This is a genomic window from Pseudomonas sp. R9.37 (genome assembly GCF_963878885.1).
GTDB lineage: Bacteria > Pseudomonadota > Gammaproteobacteria > Pseudomonadales > Pseudomonadaceae > Aquipseudomonas.
On record NZ_CAWNZA010000050.1, the window covers coordinates 52277 to 66671 of the forward strand.

The 14395-nt window shown below is 61.3% G+C and carries 17 protein-coding genes; 10 read left to right on the plus strand and 7 right to left on the minus strand.

What is annotated here, in order from left to right; translation table 11 throughout:
* Position 1: 1 nt before the first annotated feature.
* Positions 2 to 868: an aldo/keto reductase family oxidoreductase gene (locus AACU78_RS28915; protein WP_106579217.1), complete on the minus strand. Its 867-nt coding sequence runs from the start codon at positions 866 to 868 to the stop codon at positions 2 to 4.
* A 72-nt stretch (positions 869 to 940) separates the two neighbouring features.
* On the opposite strand from AACU78_RS28915, the gene AACU78_RS28920 reads away from it, so the two are divergent.
* Both AACU78_RS28920 and AACU78_RS28925 read left to right on the plus strand, forming a co-directional pair.
* A complete protein-coding gene (locus AACU78_RS28920; protein ID WP_106579019.1) occupies positions 941 to 1585 on the plus strand; it encodes a TetR/AcrR family transcriptional regulator in 645 nt (214 codons plus the stop codon).
* Between the two features lie 5 nt (positions 1586 to 1590).
* Positions 1591 to 2046, plus strand: a complete 456-nt coding sequence (locus AACU78_RS28925) for an NUDIX hydrolase (protein WP_106579020.1) — start codon at positions 1591 to 1593, stop codon at positions 2044 to 2046.
* On the opposite strand, the gene AACU78_RS28930 is transcribed toward AACU78_RS28925, so the two are convergent.
* Positions 2043 to 2603, minus strand: coding sequence for a cysteine hydrolase family protein (locus AACU78_RS28930; RefSeq protein WP_106579021.1), 561 nt, complete (start codon positions 2601 to 2603; stop codon positions 2043 to 2045). The two genes, AACU78_RS28925 and AACU78_RS28930, sit on opposite strands and share 4 nt — an antisense overlap.
* Before the next feature lie 126 nt (positions 2604 to 2729).
* On the opposite strand from AACU78_RS28930, the gene AACU78_RS28935 reads away from it, so the two are divergent.
* The 4 genes from AACU78_RS28935 to AACU78_RS28950 are packed head-to-tail and all read left to right on the plus strand — an operon-like array spanning position 2730 to position 5293.
* Complete coding sequence (locus AACU78_RS28935) at positions 2730 to 4115, plus strand: XAC2610-related protein (protein ID WP_106579022.1); 1386 nt, start codon at positions 2730 to 2732, stop codon at positions 4113 to 4115.
* A 30-nt stretch (positions 4116 to 4145) separates the two neighbouring features.
* The gene (locus AACU78_RS28940; RefSeq protein ID WP_106579023.1) at positions 4146 to 4667 is read left to right on the plus strand and encodes a GNAT family N-acetyltransferase; all 522 of its coding nucleotides are present in this window, start codon (positions 4146 to 4148) and stop codon (positions 4665 to 4667) included.
* Positions 4668 to 4684: 17 nt separating this feature from the next.
* The gene (locus AACU78_RS28945) at positions 4685 to 4924 is read left to right on the plus strand and encodes a hypothetical protein (RefSeq protein WP_106579024.1); all 240 of its coding nucleotides are present in this window, start codon (positions 4685 to 4687) and stop codon (positions 4922 to 4924) included.
* A gap of 12 nt (positions 4925 to 4936) precedes the next feature.
* A complete protein-coding gene (locus AACU78_RS28950; RefSeq protein WP_146151448.1) occupies positions 4937 to 5293 on the plus strand; it encodes a hypothetical protein in 357 nt (118 codons plus the stop codon).
* A 5-nt stretch (positions 5294 to 5298) separates the two neighbouring features.
* Here AACU78_RS28950 and AACU78_RS28955 read toward each other — a convergent pair whose 3' ends face one another.
* The 4 genes from AACU78_RS28955 to AACU78_RS28970 all read right to left on the minus strand — a co-directional run bounded on the left by AACU78_RS28955 (position 5299) and on the right by AACU78_RS28970 (position 8395).
* Positions 5299 to 6612, minus strand: coding sequence for an NAD(P)/FAD-dependent oxidoreductase (locus AACU78_RS28955; RefSeq protein WP_106579026.1), 1314 nt, complete (start codon positions 6610 to 6612; stop codon positions 5299 to 5301).
* 49 nt (positions 6613 to 6661) lie between these two features.
* Complete coding sequence (locus tag AACU78_RS28960; RefSeq protein WP_177410115.1) at positions 6662 to 6817, minus strand: hypothetical protein; 156 nt, start codon at positions 6815 to 6817, stop codon at positions 6662 to 6664.
* A gap of 101 nt (positions 6818 to 6918) precedes the next feature.
* A complete protein-coding gene (locus AACU78_RS28965) occupies positions 6919 to 7734 on the minus strand; it encodes a suppressor of fused domain protein (RefSeq protein WP_106579027.1) in 816 nt (271 codons plus the stop codon).
* Between the two features lie 28 nt (positions 7735 to 7762).
* Positions 7763 to 8395, minus strand: coding sequence for a TetR family transcriptional regulator (locus tag AACU78_RS28970; protein WP_106579028.1), 633 nt, complete (start codon positions 8393 to 8395; stop codon positions 7763 to 7765).
* Positions 8396 to 8506: 111 nt separating this feature from the next.
* Between AACU78_RS28970 and AACU78_RS28975 the strand changes: the two genes are divergently transcribed.
* The 3 genes from AACU78_RS28975 to AACU78_RS28985 are packed head-to-tail and all read left to right on the plus strand — an operon-like array spanning position 8507 to position 11228.
* Positions 8507 to 9163: an O-methyltransferase gene (locus tag AACU78_RS28975; RefSeq protein ID WP_106579029.1), complete on the plus strand. Its 657-nt coding sequence runs from the start codon at positions 8507 to 8509 to the stop codon at positions 9161 to 9163.
* A 13-nt stretch (positions 9164 to 9176) separates the two neighbouring features.
* Positions 9177 to 10043: an SDR family oxidoreductase gene (locus AACU78_RS28980; protein ID WP_106579030.1), complete on the plus strand. Its 867-nt coding sequence runs from the start codon at positions 9177 to 9179 to the stop codon at positions 10041 to 10043.
* 12 nt (positions 10044 to 10055) lie between these two features.
* Complete coding sequence (locus tag AACU78_RS28985) at positions 10056 to 11228, plus strand: arabinose transporter (protein ID WP_106579031.1); 1173 nt, start codon at positions 10056 to 10058, stop codon at positions 11226 to 11228.
* On the opposite strand, the gene AACU78_RS28990 is transcribed toward AACU78_RS28985, so the two are convergent.
* A complete protein-coding gene (locus AACU78_RS28990; RefSeq protein WP_106579032.1) occupies positions 11215 to 11835 on the minus strand; it encodes a LysE family translocator in 621 nt (206 codons plus the stop codon). The genes AACU78_RS28985 and AACU78_RS28990 overlap by 14 nt on opposite strands.
* Positions 11836 to 11969: 134 nt before the next feature.
* On the opposite strand from AACU78_RS28990, the gene AACU78_RS28995 reads away from it, so the two are divergent.
* The gene (locus AACU78_RS28995; RefSeq protein ID WP_106579033.1) at positions 11970 to 14168 is read left to right on the plus strand and encodes an OsmC domain/YcaO domain-containing protein; all 2199 of its coding nucleotides are present in this window, start codon (positions 11970 to 11972) and stop codon (positions 14166 to 14168) included.
* Positions 14169 to 14395 lie beyond the last annotated feature (227 nt).

Genomic DNA, 14395 nt, shown 5'->3' on the forward strand with positions numbered 1-14395 from the left:
TTCAGTGCGCGATGGCATTCAGCTCAGCGACAGTCTCATCGGTCAATGCCAGTTCGCCCACCGCCAGGTTTTCATGCAAGTGCGCCACCGACGAGGTGCCGGGAATCAGCAAAATGTTCGGTGAGCGATGCAGCAGCCACGCCAGCGCCAGCTGCTTGGGCGTCACACCTAGGCGCTGTGCAACACGCGTCAGTGTCGATGACTGCACCGGTGTGAAACCGCCCAGCGGGAAGAACGGCACGTAGGCAATGCCTTGCTGTGCCAACTCGTCGATCAGGGCGTTATCGTGCTGATGCGCGATGTTGTACAGGTTCTGCACGCACACGAACTTGACGATGTTGCGCGCCTCGGCCACCTGCGTCGGCGTCACGTTGCTGATGCCGATATGGCGCACCAGGCCTTTCTGTTGCAGTTCTGCCAGCGCAGTCAATGACGCTTCGTTCGAGCCTTCGCCGGGGCCCATCAGGTTGTGGGACGCGCGGAAATTGACCACGTCCAGTACATCCAGGCCCAGGTTGCGCAGGTTGTCATGCACGGCCTGTATTAGCGCTTCCCTCGAAGGCGCGGCATGCCAGCCACCTTCGCTGTCACGGCGGGCACCGATCTTGGTGACGAGGGTGAGGTCATCGCGGTAAGGGTGCAGCGCCTCGCGAATCAGCTGATTGGTGATATGCGGCCCGTAGAAGTCGCTGGTGTCGATGTGGTTCACGCCGGCTTCGACGGCCTCGCGCAGTACGGCCAGCGCGGCCGCTCGATCCTTGGGCGGGCCGAATACGCCGGGGCCTGCCAATTGCATCGCGCCGTAACCGATGCGGTTTACCTGGCGGTCGCCCAATCTGAAAGTGCCGCTGTTTGCCAAGTCCGTCATAGCCATCACCCTTGCTTCATCTGAGTAAGGCTCTAATATGAAGGATCCTTCAGATTTTGGAATTCGCATTCCATGAGCACCGTCAAAGCCACCTTAAAGCCAAGAAAATCAGCGGTTCAGGCGCGCTCAGTCGCCACCGTCGAGGCACTGCACACCGCAACGCTTCAGGTTTTGACCCAGCAGGGCTTGATCCGCTGCACCACCACCCGAGTGGCTGAGCGCGCCGGCATGTCGGTGGGCAGTCTCTACCAGTACTACCCCAACCGCGACGCGCTGCTTGCCGCCGTACTGCAAAAACACCTCGAGTGGGTGGCCGAAGCGGTTGAGTTGGCGTGCGACCGGCACCAAGGCAGGCCGGTGGCGGAAATGGCGTGCGGCCTGGTCAGCGCGTTGGTCACCGCCAAGTTGCGCGACCAGGGCGTTTCCAAGGCGTTGTATGCCATTGCGGGCGAGCGGGGCGGTGCCGAATTGGTCGCGCGCATCAACACGCGCATGGTGGCGGTGATCGCCGCCATGCTGGAGACGGCGCCGGATGCGCATTTTGAAGACCCGATCCTGACCGCCGGGATTTCCCTGAGCGCTATCGTCGGCCCGGTACGGACCCTGCTCGAAGGCAACGCATCGCCTGCGTTCGAAGCAGGACTAGAGCAGCAGACCACACTGCTGTTACGGGCCTATCTGCAAGCCCATCAGCACCCGATTTCAAGCAAGGAATAAAGCGAATGCGCGAGCGTAAGGCGTCACGATTGTTGGTTATAAACCCGGCGGATGAAGTGCTGCTGTTCAGGTTTGTGCATAAAGACGGCGCCCTGGCCGGTAGGGATTACTGGGCCACGCCCGGCGGCGGCGTCGAGGAGGGCGAAACCTTCCACGCGGCAGCTCTGCGCGAACTGCGCGAAGAGACAGGCATTGTGCTCAGCACTGTTGAAGCGCCAGTGGCACAAAGCAGCTTCGAATTGATGCTGCCCAGCGGTGAAACGGTATTGGCGATTGAGCACTACTTTATCGTTCACGTCGCGAGCGAGGCGCTTTCCAGGGCAGAGTGGACGCCGCAAGAGACGCAGGTGATGGCGGACCATCGCTGGTGGTCCGCTCAGGCGTTGCGATCGACCGAGGACACGGTATGGCCCCAGGGACTGATTGAAATGCTGGTCAACGCGGGCATTTTTGCCGCTTAAGCCGCGGCAAGGATATCGAGTGTGTCCATGACCCGGGCGTAGTCCATCGCCAGGTTACTTAGCGACAGCGCATGCACATCCTCGGCAGGCCAGAGCCGCCCCGACAAGTCGGTCTGATCAAACGTATAGCAAGCGTCTGCCGCCACGATCACGTCAAAACCCAGGTTGCCGGCGGACCGCGCCGTAGACTCGACGGAGTTGTTGGTGATCACGCCGACGATCACCAACTGCCTGATCGCGCGTATTTGCAGCCAGCGCTCCAGGCCGGTGACCGCGAACGCATCCGGCACGTTTTTCTCCAGCACCTGCTCATGCGTGAGCGGCGCCAGCGCTTCCTGGAATTCACAGCCCGGCTGGCCTGGCCAAAATACCGAGCCAGGCGTGCGCGACATATGCCGGACATGCACGACCGGGCGTTGCGACTGCCGCCAGGCGCCCAGAAGCTGCTGCATGTGCAACTCAGCCTTTGCATTGTTGCGGCGCCCAAGCTTGGGATGGTTCATGCCCTGTTGCATGTCGATGATTACCAATGCTGCGTTTGTCGCTAACGGTTCCATGGCACATCCTTTTGCTGATCTGGAGCGAACATATCAGCGATTGCAGGCACGCCAACAGGGATTTGTTCGAACCCGTCGCTGTTTGCCTTTACACTGCGGGCCCCCATTTCAGCAAGGATGCTCTGAATGCGCGCGCTACGTTGCGGTGTGATCCTTTCCATGACCCTCGCGGTGCCGGTCATGGCCGAACCACGCTCGTTCTCGGTCAACGACCCCAGCGGTAACTACCTGGTCGAAGTGCTATTCCCCGAAGTGCCCGAAGCGCTGGATCAACCGGCACCGGCACTGATCACCGTGCGCGACAAAAACACCCTCGAAGTCCTCCAGCAGTTGCAGACCCCGGCCGGTAACGTACCGCTGCGCAACGGCAAAACCGACCCGGATCATTTGGTTGGGCAGTACGGCTTGCTGTACTTCGCCGACATCAACGCTGATGGCCGCCAGGACCTGGCGATCCGCAATGGCAACGGCGCCGATGAAGGTTTCCAGTACAACTACGATGTGTACCTGCAAGACCCGCAGAAAACCCAGTGGGTGCTGAATGAGCCGCTGACCGAGTTGGCTAACGCAACCTCCGGCGGGATGTTTTCGGTCAACGCGCAGGACGGCGTTATCCATTCGCAAACAGATCGTGGTTGCTGCTGGACGCGCTCGGCGCAGTGGCAAATGCGCGACGGTCAGTTGGTGCAGCTGAGTTCGTATACACAGGAAGAGGTCCCGCCCACCGAATTTGGCCAGAACTCCAGCATGCCCCGCGGCTATATGCTGCGTACCACCGGCGAATGGAAGGCCGGCCAATGGCTGGAAACCCCGAGGCTGGAAGGCCCCGTCAACGAAGATGCACGCCGGTTGGTCGGCACGCTCAACGGCAAGATCCCGGTCGAAATCTGGTACCAGGACCAGGGCGCGGTGGTGATTGGTGAGTTGCGATACACCAAGAGTGGCAGCGGTGCGCCGATCAAATTGATTGGTTCGAGAGCAGACTATGACGGTGAGCCTTTTCTCAACCTGCATGAATACACCGACGACGGCCATCAAACCGGCATCTGGCGGATCTCCACAGACTATGGCGGCACCTGGGTCAGCGGCGCCAGGGGCGACGACCGCGAATTGGCGATCCAATTGCACGATGAGTACCAGGAACCGGACTACACCAAACTCGATGAAGTTGCGCGTGACCAGCGCAGCGGCCACTACCAGATGCGCAGTGACTTTCTGGACCGCGACGGCGACCTCGACCTGAAAATCCTGCCCGAGCGCGATGCCCAGGGCAGGGAACTGGCAGAAATCACCCTCACCCTGAAAGACACCGCGAGCGCCAAAGCGATCGCGACGGCGCACTATACGGTGCCGATGGAAACCGAGAACCTGATCATCGTGCGCGAGCCGCTGGCGTCGCAGCGCGTTGGCCCGTACCACATCCAACTGGTGAAAAACTTCGCGGTGATCGAACATAACTCGGCGCCGGACAGCCCGGACTACTTCACGGGCATGTACCGCAAACAGCCCTGATTCACCTGCCAGCCTCGGACCTGAGAACTCATGCCTGTACACATTCGCCCGGCGCTTGCCGATGACGCGCCGCTATTGCCCAGCGTTGAGCTGAGCGCCGCTCACGTATTCCGTCATATCGATGGCTTGAGCTGGCTGGCGGACACCCCCACGATGAGCGTTGAACGCCATCGCCAGCTGATCGGACTATCGACCTGTTGGGTGGTCGTCGATGCTGACGCGCAGCCACAGGGTTTCCTCAGCGCAGAACGCCAGGGCGATGCTTTGCATATTCATGAAGTGTCCGTCGCGCAATCCATACAAGGCCAGGGATGGGGGCGCAAACTGGTGGAAACGGCGATGGACTGTGCGCGTTCCTATCCACTGCGTGCGGTGACACTGACGACGTTCAAGCATGTGCCGTGGAACGCGCCGTTTTACAGCCGCCTGGGTTTCCAGCCGGAAGGGGACAAGCGCCTGGCAGATATCCTGGCCGACGAGTACGCCCACGGCTTTGAAGCCGGTAGCCGGTGTGCAATGACGTGGTGGGTGTCGCCCAGTAAGGGCGCCTGAAACGGCCCCCCCACTAGTTGCACTCGCCGGCCGCCAATGTGCCGGTGGACCAACATGGCAAGACCGACAATGGGCTGCTTGGGCCGTTCAGCCTGCTGTATTTCGCCGACTTCGACCCGGACGGTCGCCAGGGCCTGGCGATTCGCAATGGCAACGACCCCACCCAGCGCTACAAACCGATGTTCGATGTTTACCTGCAAGACCCGCGAACCCAGCGCTGGGTAATCAACGCGCCCTTGACCAAGCTGGCCTGGTAGACCAGCAGCGGTATGTTCTCGCTCAGTCCCTCAAAGGGCATTTTGCTCTCCCAAGTGGACCGCGATTGTTGCTGGACCCGTTCTACCCGCTGGAAAATGCGCAACGGCGAGCGGGTACGGCTGAGCGCCTACACCCAGGAAGAAGTCCCGCCCACCGAGTTCGGTGAAAGCTCCAGCATGCCGCGCGGCTACACGGGGCCAATGGAAACCGAGAACCTGATCATCGTGCGTGAGCCGTTGGCACCCCCTTCAAACGGCCCGTACCACATTCAACTGGTGAAAAATTTCGCGGTGATCGAGCATAACTCGGCGCCAGACAATGACACGTTCTTCACCGGCATGTACCGCAAGCAACCCGCTCAACCCTGAGTGGGTCAGCGCAGCTTCTCGAGCATCTGGTAGTACCACATGCCCACCGCCAGCATCGGGCTGCCGAACACATCGCCCAGCGGCACCTTGATGTGTTTGCAGCCGGCAAAGGTGTCGTACTTTTCCAGCGTGCCGGTCAGCGCTTCGGCCATGATCTCGCCCATGATGTGGCTGGTGGCGATGCCATGCCCCGAGTAGCCCTGGCAGTACCAGACATGCTCTGAGAGCTTGCCCAACTGCGGGATGCGATTGATCACAATGCCCATCGCACAATTCCACTGGAACTCGATGTCTACCCCTCTCAGTGCGGGAAACGTACGCTCGATGCATGGGCGCAGCTCTGCGGCAATGTCGCGTGAGTCGCGCCCGGAATAGTTTGCGCCGCCACCGAACAGCAAGCGCCCATCGCCCGTCAGGCGGTAGTAATCGAGCACGAACCGGCAGTCGTACACCGCCAGGTCCTGTGGGTTGATCTGCTGCGCCAGCGCGCCCAGTGGCGCGGTCGTGACAATGCCGCCCATGGCCGGGAAGATTTTGCCCTTGAGCTGTTTGGGTTCGAGCCTGTGGTACACGTCGCCGGCCAGCAGCACCTGGCGCGCGTCGATGCGGCCAAGGGCGGTGATCACGGCAGGCCGGTCGCCATGCACGATTTCCAGCACTGCGGAATTCTCATAAATCAACGCGCCCAGGCTGTGCGCCGCGCGGGCTTCGCCCAGGCATAGGTTCAGTGGATGCACGTGCAGGTTGCGCGTGTTTTTCAGCGCACCGAGGTACAACGGGCTGTCCAGATGCTCACGCATAGCGGCCTGATCGAGCAGACTGACCTGATCGCCCATGCCGCGCCGTTGTGCCTGGTCGTGGAAAGCACGCAGTTCGCTCAGGTGCGAGGGCTTCATCGCCGCGTGCAAGTGGCCGTGCTTGAGGTCGCAGTCAATGGCGTACGTGTTCACGCGTTGCTCGATGATCTCGTGACCACGCCAGCGCAGGTGCCAGATGAAGTCGTCCACCTGCGTGCCCAGGCGGTTGCGCATTTGCTCGCGCATGGCCTCATCGCCCGACAGGCTGCCGGTGACTTGCCCACCATTGCGCCCGCTGGCGCCCCAGCCGATCCGGTTGGCTTCGACAATCGCAACCTTGAGCCCGCGTTCAGCCAGCTCGACGGCACTGGCAACGCCGGTGAAGCCGCCGCCGATAATCACCACGTCAACGCTGACCTGGCCTTGCAGGGTCGGGTACTGGGTAGCGTCATTGAGGCTGGCGGTGTAATACGAGGCGCTGCGCTGGGCAGCACCGATGACATGGCGCATGGCTGCGGTCATGGAATGATCCTTCTGAAAAAATGAATGCCGGCGAGGCGTTTCGACTTGATCAGAGGCGTGCATCGGGCGGACGCGCATGACGGCAATGCCACAGCGCCCAGAAGGCCAGGATGATATTGAACAGCGGGTTTTCGCAGGGACGCGCACGCGCCTTCGGGAAGTAAGGGTGCAGGTGGCGAGGGAACACACGCAATAGCGAAATCATGGTTGCCGATGCTCCCACCACGCGCAGGTGCGTTAAATCGCCGTTTGTGTACCTTCAGTTATGGCTTCGTTAAACAATCGTCGCGGCGGCGCAACGCTCCCTCATACCACGCTTTGGCGACACAAGGTGCTGGTATGCCCTACGCCGGCGGCGTTCAAACGCGCCACCAGGTCCTCTCGAGCCGCACGCCCACCTGCACGCACATACTCAAGCTCCGACGCGGTAATCAACACCACCGGCACCAGTCGCACCGGCGATAGCGGCATGTCTTCAAGGCGGGTAGGGAAGTCTGGTTCCGGCCCACCGAGCAGCACGCCGGCGGCGTCGTCTTCGGTGACGAACAGCGTGGGCACTTGATCGCTCATCTGATGTGACAGGCTGAACCCTGGCAGTTCCAAAGACAGTACGCCGTGATTGTCCAACTGGTGGGTAATGCCGCCCGCGTTGGCCACGGTCTTGGCGACGTGTTCGAGCAGCTCGAACGCCCAACTGCGACGCAAAGGGTCGACATCACCCGGCTCGCCACGGGCGTCGTCGGGGATATCCGGTGTTTCCAGGAACAATTCCATCTCAAACCCATTGCCCAGCCCTTCTGCATCGTCGAAGGGGTCGGACAGGCCTTCGGTGGCGAGGACGATGGATTCATCACGGCGCACCACGCGGTACGCCTGGCGGGTGGAGGGCCAATGAGGACCGCCGGTAAAGCTTGGGCTGATCATGTACGTCAGCACGTCCTGTTCCACGCGACCCACGGTCTGCCAGTGACGGTCCAGGCATTCGCCGCTGGCAAGGCGCGCGGCGATATTGGCTGCATCGGCTGCAGTTTCAACCGGCTCAACAGGTTCAGTCGGCGCGGACAGGGCTGCCTCGGCGTGAGGTTTTTTGGCGGTACCGAACAACTTCTTGAAGAAGTCCATGGGCATTCCTTTGCTGGAGATAAGTGCTTTACAGCAGATTCAGTGCGTTTACATAGGCGCGAAACATATCAGCCATTCCATCGGCGTAAACAGCTATTTCCGCCGCCGTACGTGGGCTGCCGGAAAAATCCTTACCCACCGAGCTGAGCGTGGTCAGGATCAAATCGCAGGCCAGTGCGCGGCGTTCAGCAGGCACATCGGGTAGCAATTCAAGCATGAACGTCTCAAAGGCGCGCTGACCTGCCGCGCGCACTTCCACGGCTTCGGGCGCATCGCGATACAGCGGCGCGGCGTCGTTCAGCGCTACGCGCATCTGCGCTTCCTCGCATTCGGAATGGATAAACGCATGCACCAGGGTGCGCAGGCGCTCAAGCGGCGCAACGTCGGTTTTATCCAGAATGTCGCGCAGCATCTGCGTGGTCTGCTGCCACTCATCGCTCTGCAGTCGGAACAGGATGGCCGCCTTGTTCGGGAAGTACTGGTACACCGAACCGACACTCACGCCGGCTTTTTCCGCCACGCGTGCGGTGGTGAAACGCGTCGCGCCTTCCTTGGCCAAAACCTGAACAGCTGCTTGCAGGATCGCCGCCACCAGCTCGGTGGAACGCGCCTGTTGTGGCTGTTTGCGTGAGGAAATATGGGCGGTCTGGCGGGTTGTCATCAAGGGCTCCAGCGGCGGGGCTAACGCGAATAGCGAATGCGACGAATCACTCGCATACTTTTAATGCGACGAATTAGTCGCATCTTAGTCCCAACCTCACGGAAATCAATCATGTCGACCCTGACCTCGGCGCCAATGGCGCCCTTGATCGAACGCCTGTACGCACAAGCCAATGCGGCCACCAGCCCTCTCATCAACAGCGTTTCGCGTGAAGAACGCGACCGTCTGATGCACAGCAAAACCGACTACCTCGCGCTCTACACGATGCTCAAAGACCTGTGGCTGCCGGTCTCCCGCGACACCGGCACCTTGTTGTACCTGTTGGCGCGCAGCACTAAGGCGCGGGCCATCGTGGAGTTTGGGACGTCGTTTGGCCTTTCTACCTTGTTCCTGGCCGCCGCGTTGCGCGACAACGGTGGCGGCGTGCTGATTGGCAGTGAATTCGAGCCCTCGAAGATCGCCCTGGCACGCGAGCATTTCATTCAGGGCGGCGTCAGCGACCTGATCGAAATCCGTGAGGGCGACGCCTTGGTGACGTTGGCAAGAGACCTGCCGGAAGCGGTCGATCTGCTGCTGCTCGATGGCGCCAAGAGCCTGTATGGCGACGTGCTGCACCGGGTGCAAAAACACCTGCGGCCTGGCGCGCTGGTGATAGCCGACAATACCGACTATTGCCCGCATTACCTGGCACACGTGCGCGAGCCTGCGAACGGCTACCTGTCCGTGCCCTTTGCCGATGACATCGAACTCTCGATCCGCTTGCGCTAACAGGAGTCACCTCATGCATGTATTTGTCACGGGAGCCACCGGCTGGGTTGGCGGCGAAGTGGTCAAGGATCTGATCGGCGCCGGCTACCGGGTCACCGGTTTGGCCCGCAGCGATGAAAAGGCCCAGGCACTGGCGGCCACCGGCGCGAAAGTGCTGCGCGGCTGCCTGGATGACCTGGATGTTTTGCGCCGTGCGGCCTGGAGCGCAGATGCGGTCGTCCATACCGCGTTCAATCATGACTTCACACGGTTCATCGAAAACTGCGCACAGGACCGTCGCGTGATCGAGGCGCTGGAAAGTGTGCTCAAAGGTTCGGATACGCCGCTGATCGTGACCTCGGGTTTGTCTGGCCTGGCGCGCGGCGCGCTCGAGAGTGACGTGCCGAACGCTGGCGCCCCGCGCCAATCCGAACCCGCCGCGCGCCGGTTGGCCGAGCGTGGCATACGGGCGGCAACCGTGCGACTGGCGCCATCGGTGCACGGGGTAGGCGACCATGGTTTTCTGCCGATTTTGATTCGCCTGGCACGGCAGACGGGCGTGTCGGCCTATATCGGCGACGGCGAGAATTGCTGGTCGGGCGTGTACCGCACCGATGCGGCGCGGGTCTACCGCCTGGCGCTGGAGGAGGGCGTCAGCCAAGCCGTGTACCACGCGGTTGCGGACGAGGCCGTGCCGTTCAAAGCCATCGCCGAGGTCATCGGGCGCCGCCTGGGTGTGCCGGTGCAATCCCGGCCGCGTGAGCATTTTGGTTGGTTCGCGATGATGGCCGGGGCCGACATGGCCGTTTCCAGCGCGCGCACCCGCGACCTGCTGGGCTGGGTGCCCAGCGGCCCGGGCTTGCTCACAGACCTTGATCAAACCGACTACTTCACCCTGTGACGGAAGGTTTTCATGACTCAACCTGTCTTGCTGAAAATACTGCCGATCACCCTGGCGGTGTTCGTCGGTTTCCTGATCATCGGCCTGCAGTTGCCGGTGCTGGCACTGCACCTGAACCACACCTTGGGCATGAGCACCCTGGTGGTCGGCGTGGTGGTGGGCGCGCAGTTCGCGGCGGCGTTGCTGTCACGGGCCTGGGCCGGCAATTTTGCCGACATGCGCGGGCCCAAGCGCGCGATGTTGATTGGCATGCTGGTGGCGGCCAGTTCCGGTGTGCTGTACCTGGCGTCGCTGGCGTTTGTCGACACACCGGCGCTGTCGGTGTGGGTGCTGCTCGCCGGGCGCGTGGTGCTGGCCGTGGGTGAAAGCCTGATCATCACCGGCTCGATGGGCTGGGGCATGGGCCTGGTCGGGCCGCAAAACGCCGGCAAGGTCATGGCTTGGATCGGCATTGCGATCTATGCCGCATTTGCGCTGGGTGCACCGTTGGGCGTGGCAATCAACAGCCAGTGGGGGTTCAGTGGAATCAGCATCGCGACCCTGCTGTTGCCGCTGTGCGCGCTGGCCATCGTCGCGGGGGCCAAGGGTGTTGCGCCCACCAGCCAGCGGCGCACCTCGTTTTACAAAGTACTGGGCACAGTGTGGTTGCCGGGCCTGGGGCTGGCGTTTTCTAGCATCGGTTTTGGGCTGATCACAGCGTTTATCGCGCTGCTGTTTGCGTCCAAGGACTGGGGCAACGCGTCGTTCGCCTTCACTGCGTTTGGCCTTGCATTTATTGGCGCGCGAATCTTCTTCGGGCACCTGCCGGACAAGCTCGGTGGCGCAGTCGTCGCCTTGGTCTGTGTACTGATCGAAGCGGCGGGGCAGTTGTTGATCTGGGGCGCAGGCTCACCGCTGATGGCGTACCTGGGCGCAGCCCTGACCGGCTTCGGTTATTCGTTGGCGTTCCCGGGGTTTGGTGTCGAGGCGATCAAGCGTGCGCCCCCGCAAACGCGCGGGCTGGCCATGGGCGCCTATGTGGCCTTCCTCGATATTGCGTTGGGGATCAGCACCCCGCTCGCCGGCGCCTTGGCCGGTGCTACCGACGTAGGGTCGGTGTACCTGGCAGGCGCCGTGGCGGTGACGATGTCGGTGGTGGTGGCGTGGCTGTTGTTGGCTAAACAGCCTGAACTCAGCGCTTGCTGAAGGCCAGGCGCGCGGCAAATACAACAAAGATCAGGCCCGTGGTGCGGTCCATCCACTGAATGACCTTTTCTCGGCGCAGGAAGCCGGACAGTGGCCGGGTGGCGCCAATCAACGCCAACGACCACGCCAGCCCCAACACCACGTGAATGCTCACCAGGCCGAACGTCCAGGCAATCAACGAATGGCCTTGGGGAATGAACTGCGGCAGGAACGACACGTAAAAAATCCCCACCTTAGCGTTCAGCACATTGCCCAGCATGCCCTTGAAAAACCAGTTGCCGCCGGGCCTGGCGTCAGCGTTGGCCGACGACAGTGAACGGCGCGGGCGCAGCAGCATGTTCACGCCCAACCAGGCCAGGTAAGCGGCGCCGCAATACTTGAGCAGGTTGAACGCCACCTCCGACACTGCAATCAACGCGCCCAGCCCAAAAGCCACGGCCGCGCCCCACACCAGGCAACCGGCGTTGATGCCGAGGGCAGCGTGCAGCGCCTGACGCTTGCCTTCTACCGTAGCGGTGCGCAGCACCAAGGCGGTGTCGAGCCCGGGCGTGAGTGTCAGCACAGTGGCGGCGAAGGTGAAGGCGAGGAGGTTGTCGGTGAGGGGCATGGGCGCACAACTTCAACGAGAGGTTGGCTGGAACGTTAGCACCGATCGGCAGCCAATTCGGAAAACCCTGAGACTTCCCGGCGAAAATCTTCATAATGGCGGCCAATTTGTTTAGCTCGTTCTGGTGTGCCCGCATGGAAATTAAGGTCAACTTTCTCGACAACCTTCGGCTTGAAGCCAAGTTCGATGACTTCACGGTGATTGCCGACCAACCCATTCGCTATAAAGGCGATGGTTCGGCCCCGGGTCCGTTCGATTACTTCCTGGCTTCGTCGGCGTTGTGTGCGGCGTACTTTGTGAAGCTGTACTGCGAAACGCGCAATATCCCCACCGAAAATATTCGTCTGTCGCAAAACAACATCGTTGACCCGGAAAACCGCTACAACCAGATCTTCAAGATCCAGGTCGAGTTGCCGGCGGATATCTCCGACAAGGACCGCCAGGGCATTTTGCGCTCCATCGACCGTTGCACCGTCAAGAAAGTCGTGCAGGCGGGGCCCCAGTTTGTAATTGAGGAGGTGGACAACCTCGACGCCGATGCCCAGGCGTTGCTGATGCCTAATGCTGCTTCTGAAACGGGCACCTACATCGCTGGCAAGGACCTGCCGCTGGAGCAGACCATCGCCAACATGTCCGGCATCCTCGCGGGGCTGGGCATGAAGATTGAAATCGCCTCGTGGCGCAATATCGTGCCCAACGTCTGGTCGCTGCATATCCGCGATGCTCACTCGCCGATGTGCTTCACCAACGGCAAGGGCGCGACCAAAGAGGGCGCACTGGCGTCGGCGTTGGGCGAGTTCATCGAGCGGCTCAACTGCAACTTCTTCTACAACGACCAGTTCTGGGGTGAGGAACTGGCCAACGCGCCGTTCGTGCATTACCCGGATGAGCGCTGGTTCCAGCCGGGCAGCAAAGACGAGCTGCCGCCTGAAATCCTCGACGCCTACTGCCTGAAAATCTACAACCGCGATGGCGAACTGCGCGGCTCGCACCTGTATGACACCAACTCGGGCAATGAAGAACGCGGCATTGTTTCGCTGCCGTTCGTGCGCCAGTCCGATGGCGAGGTGGTGTACTTCCCGTCCAACCTGATCGAAAACCTCTACCTCAGCAACGGCATGAGCGCGGGCAATACCCTGGCCGAAGCCCAGGTGCAGTGCCTGTCGGAGATTTTCGAGCGCGCGGTCAAGCGCGAAATCATCGAAGGCGAATTCGCCCTGCCGGACGTACCGGCTGAAGTGCTCGCCAAATACCCGGGAATTCTTGCCGGTATTCAAGGCCTGGAAGCCCAGGGCTTCCCGGTGCTGGTCAAGGACGCGTCCCTGGGCGGTGAATTCCCGGTGATGTGCGTGACCTTGATGAACCCACGCACCGGCGGCGTATTCGCCTCGTTCGGCGCCCACCCAAGCCTGGAAGTGGCGCTGGAACGCAGCCTCACCGAATTGCTTCAGGGCCGCAGCTTCGAAGGCTTGAACGACCTGCCGCAGCCGACCTTTGAAGGCCACGCGGTGACCGAACCGAACAACTTCGTCGAGCATTTTATCGACTCCAGCGGCGTGGTCTCGTGGCGCTTCTTCAGTGCCCAGTCAGACTACGAGTTCGTTGAGTGGGATTTCTCCGGTCAGGGCGAAGACTCCAACGTCCAGGAAGCCGCGACCTTGTTCGGCATTCTCGAAGGCATGGGCAAAGAGTCCTACATGGCGGTGTACGAACACCTAGGCGCAACCGCCTGCCGCATCCTGGTACCGGACTACTCGGAAATTTACCCGGTGGATGACCTGATCTGGGACAACACCAACAAGGCGCTGTTTTTCCGGGCCGACATCCTCAACCTGCACAGCCTCAGCGATGACGAGCTCAAAGCGCTGGCTGAGCGTCTGGTGGAAAGCGAGCTGGACGATTACACCGACATCACCACCTTGATCGGCATCGAGTTCGACGACAACACCGCGTGGGGCCAACTGACCATTCTGGAGTTGAAGCTGCTGATCTACCTCGCCTTGCAGCAATATGAGGAGGCGAAAGAGTGCGTGGAGATGTTCCTGCAGTACAACGACAACACTGCTGATCGCGGCCTGTTCTATCAGGCGGTGAACGCGGTGTTGGAGATGCACCTGGACGAGGACCTGGAACTCGCGGATTACGAGGCCAACTTCCGCCGCATGTTCGGCAATGAGCGCATGGACGCGGTGATCGGCTCGGTCAACGGCACGCTGCGTTTCTATGGCTTGACGCCGACCAGCATGAAGCTGGAAGGGCTGGATCGGCATTTGCGCTTGATCGACAGCTACAAAAAGCTGCACGCGGCGCGTGCGAATATCACCTCAGCCTGACGCGTAAACCCTTGTAGGGGCGGGCTTACCCGCGATGCAGACACGTCGGTGTTTCAGGTGTACCGAGCTGATGCTTTCGCAGGCAAGCCGGCTCCCACCTTTGAGTGCGGGGACAATTAACATCATTTCAGCCCGACGCTAAACCCCTGTGGGAGCGGGCTTGCCCGCGATGCAGACACCTAGGTGTTTCAGGTGTACCGAGCTGATGCTTTCGCAGGCAAGCCAGC

Bases quoted from the DNA above. Each gene is read 5' to 3' on its own strand.
- AACU78_RS28915 (WP_106579217.1), bottom strand. From the start codon at position 868: ATGACGGACTTGGCAAACAGCGGCACTTTCAGATTGGGCGACCGCCAG.
- AACU78_RS28955 (WP_106579026.1), bottom strand. From the start codon at position 6,612: ATGACCGCAGCCATGCGCCATGTCATCGGTGCTGCCCAGCGCAGCGCC.
- AACU78_RS28995 (WP_106579033.1), top strand. From the start codon at position 11,970: ATGGAAATTAAGGTCAACTTTCTCGACAACCTTCGGCTTGAAGCCAAG.
- AACU78_RS28990 (WP_106579032.1), bottom strand. From the start codon at position 11,835: ATGCCCCTCACCGACAACCTCCTCGCCTTCACCTTCGCCGCCACTGTG.
- AACU78_RS28985 (WP_106579031.1), top strand. From the start codon at position 10,056: ATGACTCAACCTGTCTTGCTGAAAATACTGCCGATCACCCTGGCGGTG.
- AACU78_RS28975 (WP_106579029.1), top strand. From the start codon at position 8,507: ATGTCGACCCTGACCTCGGCGCCAATGGCGCCCTTGATCGAACGCCTG.
- AACU78_RS28925 (WP_106579020.1), top strand. From the start codon at position 1,591: ATGCGCGAGCGTAAGGCGTCACGATTGTTGGTTATAAACCCGGCGGAT.
- AACU78_RS28960 (WP_177410115.1), bottom strand. From the start codon at position 6,817: ATGATTTCGCTATTGCGTGTGTTCCCTCGCCACCTGCACCCTTACTTC.
- AACU78_RS28920 (WP_106579019.1), top strand. From the start codon at position 941: ATGAGCACCGTCAAAGCCACCTTAAAGCCAAGAAAATCAGCGGTTCAG.
- AACU78_RS28970 (WP_106579028.1), bottom strand. From the start codon at position 8,395: ATGACAACCCGCCAGACCGCCCATATTTCCTCACGCAAACAGCCACAA.
- AACU78_RS28930 (WP_106579021.1), bottom strand. From the start codon at position 2,603: ATGGAACCGTTAGCGACAAACGCAGCATTGGTAATCATCGACATGCAA.
- AACU78_RS28940 (WP_106579023.1), top strand. From the start codon at position 4,146: ATGCCTGTACACATTCGCCCGGCGCTTGCCGATGACGCGCCGCTATTG.
- AACU78_RS28980 (WP_106579030.1), top strand. From the start codon at position 9,177: ATGCATGTATTTGTCACGGGAGCCACCGGCTGGGTTGGCGGCGAAGTG.
- AACU78_RS28950 (WP_146151448.1), top strand. From the start codon at position 4,937: ATGTTCTCGCTCAGTCCCTCAAAGGGCATTTTGCTCTCCCAAGTGGAC.
- AACU78_RS28935 (WP_106579022.1), top strand. From the start codon at position 2,730: ATGCGCGCGCTACGTTGCGGTGTGATCCTTTCCATGACCCTCGCGGTG.
- AACU78_RS28965 (WP_106579027.1), bottom strand. From the start codon at position 7,734: ATGGACTTCTTCAAGAAGTTGTTCGGTACCGCCAAAAAACCTCACGCC.